The 3,356-nt window shown below is 40.9% G+C and carries 4 protein-coding genes and 1 pseudogene; 1 reads left to right on the forward strand and 4 read right to left on the reverse strand.

Going from position 1 to position 3,356, the window contains the following annotated elements; genetic code table 11:
* The 4 genes from AC33VI_RS22650 to AC33VI_RS22665 all read right to left on the reverse strand — a co-directional run.
* A partial coding sequence (locus AC33VI_RS22650; protein WP_491784526.1) for a DUF1822 family protein occupies positions 1–854 on the reverse strand: 854 nt, incomplete at its 3' end.
* A gap of 36 nt (positions 855–890) precedes the next feature.
* Positions 891–1,565 (reverse strand): hypothetical protein, encoded by a 675-nt coding sequence (locus AC33VI_RS22655; RefSeq protein ID WP_491784527.1) that lies wholly within the window; start codon positions 1,563–1,565, stop codon positions 891–893.
* A 28-nt stretch (positions 1,566–1,593) separates the two neighbouring features.
* Positions 1,594–2,244 carry a DUF2207 domain-containing protein gene (locus AC33VI_RS22660; RefSeq protein ID WP_491784528.1) on the reverse strand — a complete coding sequence of 217 codons (651 nt, stop codon included), beginning with the start codon at positions 2,242–2,244 and terminating at the stop codon, positions 1,594–1,596.
* 70 nt (positions 2,245–2,314) lie between these two features.
* Entirely contained in the window at positions 2,315–3,052 is a 738-nt protein-coding gene (locus tag AC33VI_RS22665; protein WP_491784529.1) for a cytochrome c biogenesis protein CcdA, read from the reverse strand.
* Positions 3,053–3,168: 116 nt separating this feature from the next.
* Here AC33VI_RS22665 and AC33VI_RS22670 point away from each other — a divergent pair.
* Positions 3,169–3,356 (forward strand): annotated as a pseudogene (locus AC33VI_RS22670) (hypothetical protein); the annotation flags it as partial.

Here is a 3,356-nt window from a genome sequence, read left to right on the forward strand (position 1 = left end):
ACCTTAAATTCTTCCCCTGGCTGACAGCTAAACTCTAATTGCATCCAATCATCGAGATCTTGTGCCTCGGCGGAAAGACAAATGCGATCGCTTGCATCTAAGATAGCTACGGATAAACCAGCAGGTAAGTTACTATTAGCTTGTCCTGGGTATAGTTGCAACCGCAGATCGATCGCAGACTCGGATTCGGCTTGTACTTGTAAGATTAAAATAATTTCGCGCTCGAGACTATTTAATTGCCATTGAATAGTTTTACCTCTAGTAATGGAGTTAGCAACAGCCAAGCTGCGAGTCATTCTACCTGCCAGGATGGTTTCTACTAGTTGCCAATCGGTAGTAAAGACATTGGCTAGCCACTGACTGAGATTGGTTGCGGGTGGTTTCGCGATCGCATCAAATAAATTTTCTAAAGGTTGCAAGGGATCGATCACAACCGATTCGGTATCGAATTTTATGTCGAACCTGGGTATGAAACCGAGTAATTCTATCTGCTGCAATTCTTCTGTTAATCGCACTACCACATAAGCCAAACGATCTTCTCTAGCTACTAGAGGAATAGTGGCTTCTGTTTCTCCTGGTAGCAACCACAGACATTCTAATTTTCCTTGAGGTAAGGTAATGTCTGCCACATCAAATAGGGCGCGATAACCAGCTTGCCAACAATCGCTATGAGCAATGTTACTGTTAATATTCAGGCATTTGAGATAGGTATGTATGCCATATACAACTAGAGTATTCAGATATACCCGTTTTCCCTTCGTCGGGTTTATTTGTTCCCTAGCAAATTGTTTGGCGTAACGATGGGCGTTTTTATCGAGAAGGATGGTTATGGATTGGGGTTGTGTGAGGGGCATATTTTTAGGTAATGGGTAATGGATGATAGGGACGTTTCATGAAACGTCCTTACGTTCTGCTAGTTGTTGTAAGAGAGGGAGACATTTCTTTTTCCAGTGGGAATAGAGGGTTTGATTGTTTACTTTTAAATCCCTGGCTATTATGGATATTTTGTCTGGAGGATCTGCCAGTAACATCCGCATTGCCAGACAGTGACAATTACACTGAGGATGTTTGCGGGGATGGGTAGTAGTGAGGTTATTTCCCAAGTCTTCTTGGATGTGTTTGGCGATCGCATTAGCAATATTTTGTTTTTTTTCGGCTTGCATTTGCGCTATTTGAGTATCCAACAAACTCAAGGAAACTTGGGGATCGGCGATCGCTTCTATAGGATCTAAGTCGTTATCTTCCCTGGTAGAAGGATAGACACGACGGGGATCGTAACTGTTATCGGCAATATATAAATCGCGGATGCGCCATTTAAGATAGCCATTAATCCAGATAACCATACTCTTGACAGTGGAGTCGGTAACGGGATCGAAGCGATCGATATTTTTACAAGCCCATTCCAAAGTTCGATTGTATGCCTCTGGATAGTCTTGGTGAGTAGATTTATAAATTCCTGGTAGTTGTTGGATTATTAGTAATAAGCGATTAAGTGATTTCTGTCTTTCAGTCGGGCTGGTTGACTGACGACAGTTCGCGATCGCATTCTGTAATTGTTGTTCCACATTTATTATTTAATTAATATTATTTGGTTTATTGGTTTAAATATTTTTTGCCTTTAGTAGTTAATTGCCCGTGAGCGGATTTAGATTTAGTAGTAAACCAAGCGGTAGCTGCGATCGCCAAACTGGCTTTAGGCATGACCACTAATGCGGGTAAAATTAGATAGCGGTAGGCAGCGATGATTCCCGATAGGGGTTTGAACATAGCGGAAGCCAGAATAAACAATCCGATTGTACCCGCAGTCACATATTTTTGTTGGTTAGAGCGTAAGTATCCTTTATCAATTAGAGATTGATGGTACTCTTTACAATATGGTGCGATCGTTCGTTCTAATTCCTGACTTTCCTGAAGATCCGTGTCTGTTTTCGGTACGTGCAAATAGTCAAAGATCGCCTGTTCGATCGGTTCTAAATGGGATGTATGCTTAAAGTAGGTTGCCACTCTGATAAGGTCGTTTTCTATTTCCAAAAATCCCAAACGCAATAGATCCTCACAAATTGCTTTGATAATCCCTTCCTTACCATTTTTAAGATAAGCGGTTTCTTTTTCCGTAGGCTGTTGAGAAATTTCTACCAAAGAAGATTCTTCTTTTGCCGTTACACTAACCTCTTCCCCAATTCTGGCAATGATACCAGCATAGATATTCAAAAGATCGGGACGAGAAATTAAATAAGTATTCATAGTTGATTAGTTGAACTCTACGGTTACTAATCAGAGGCAGCAAAAAAGTTTATGAAACTTGTTCTTAAATTCAAGAAATAAAAGGCAGACGGGATAACAAAGAAAAGATACCAAAACCCAGTAATAAAGCCCCACTGGCGGGATTGATCCAACTCGACCAACGACGCAATTCGAGAATCTTTTTAATTGAGGCGGTAAAAGTCCCAGCTATAACCAAGGGAGTAACATAACCGATGGCATAGGCAATCAATAAACCACCCCCTAAAATAAAATCTTGAGTCGTTGCCACCCAAGTTAGAAGAGTCGCTAAAACTGGAGTACTGCAAGGGGAAGCAATCAAACCAAAAGTCAAACCCAATAAATACGAACGTACTCCACGAGGTAAATCTTCGCCGATCCAATCTGTCGCCCCCAAACTAGGAAACTGAAGGGGTAATATTTCTAATAAATTCAATCCCATGGCGATCGCAACTAAACTGACGATAATGGGCAAACCTACGCCAATCTGCCCGTATACTTTACCGATAGTAGTAGCTAGAATTCCTAAAGCCGCCAAGGTAGTAGCTAAACCTAAAGCAAACCAGCTAGATTGGGCAGCAGCCTGCAATCTCCCTTCCGACTCGTAGCCGCCAATATAACCTACGGTGATGGGTAGCATCGAAAGCATACAAGGGGTCAGGCTAGTAACCAATCCTGCTAGAAAGATTACTCCCAAACTAACTATACTGAGATGGGTGAGTTGGGTCGAAACTACTCGATCAGCAAATCGTTCTAATAAGAAAAACTGCGTTTGTAAAAATTCCAGCATATAAAATCAATATATCAAGTGAAGGGATAATTCTTTAAAAATTCTATCAAAATCCTTAATTATTGCTGGGAAATTTACGTTACAACTAATCTATAAAAGAGTATTATCGAATCCATATGTTAGGAAGTTTTCAGCAAAGCAACTTGCGAATAGAAGTCGATGCTTCGGCAAATATAATTGAAGAAAGTCTCTTAGAAAGCGATCGCATCAAACAGTGGATGTGGCCTCAAAATTTTACTTCTCTATCGGGAAAACTCAGTCCTGGCAATACTTTTACTAGTTCCCTAGGATTGGTGGAAATCGA

The organism is Waterburya sp. (genome assembly GCF_058530065.1).

Coding starts and splice junctions, on each gene's coding strand:
- AC33VI_RS22660 (WP_491784528.1), bottom strand. CDS start 2,244: ATGAATACTTATTTAATTTCTCGTCCCGATCTTTTGAATATCTATGCT.
- AC33VI_RS22665 (WP_491784529.1), bottom strand. CDS start 3,052: ATGCTGGAATTTTTACAAACGCAGTTTTTCTTATTAGAACGATTTGCT.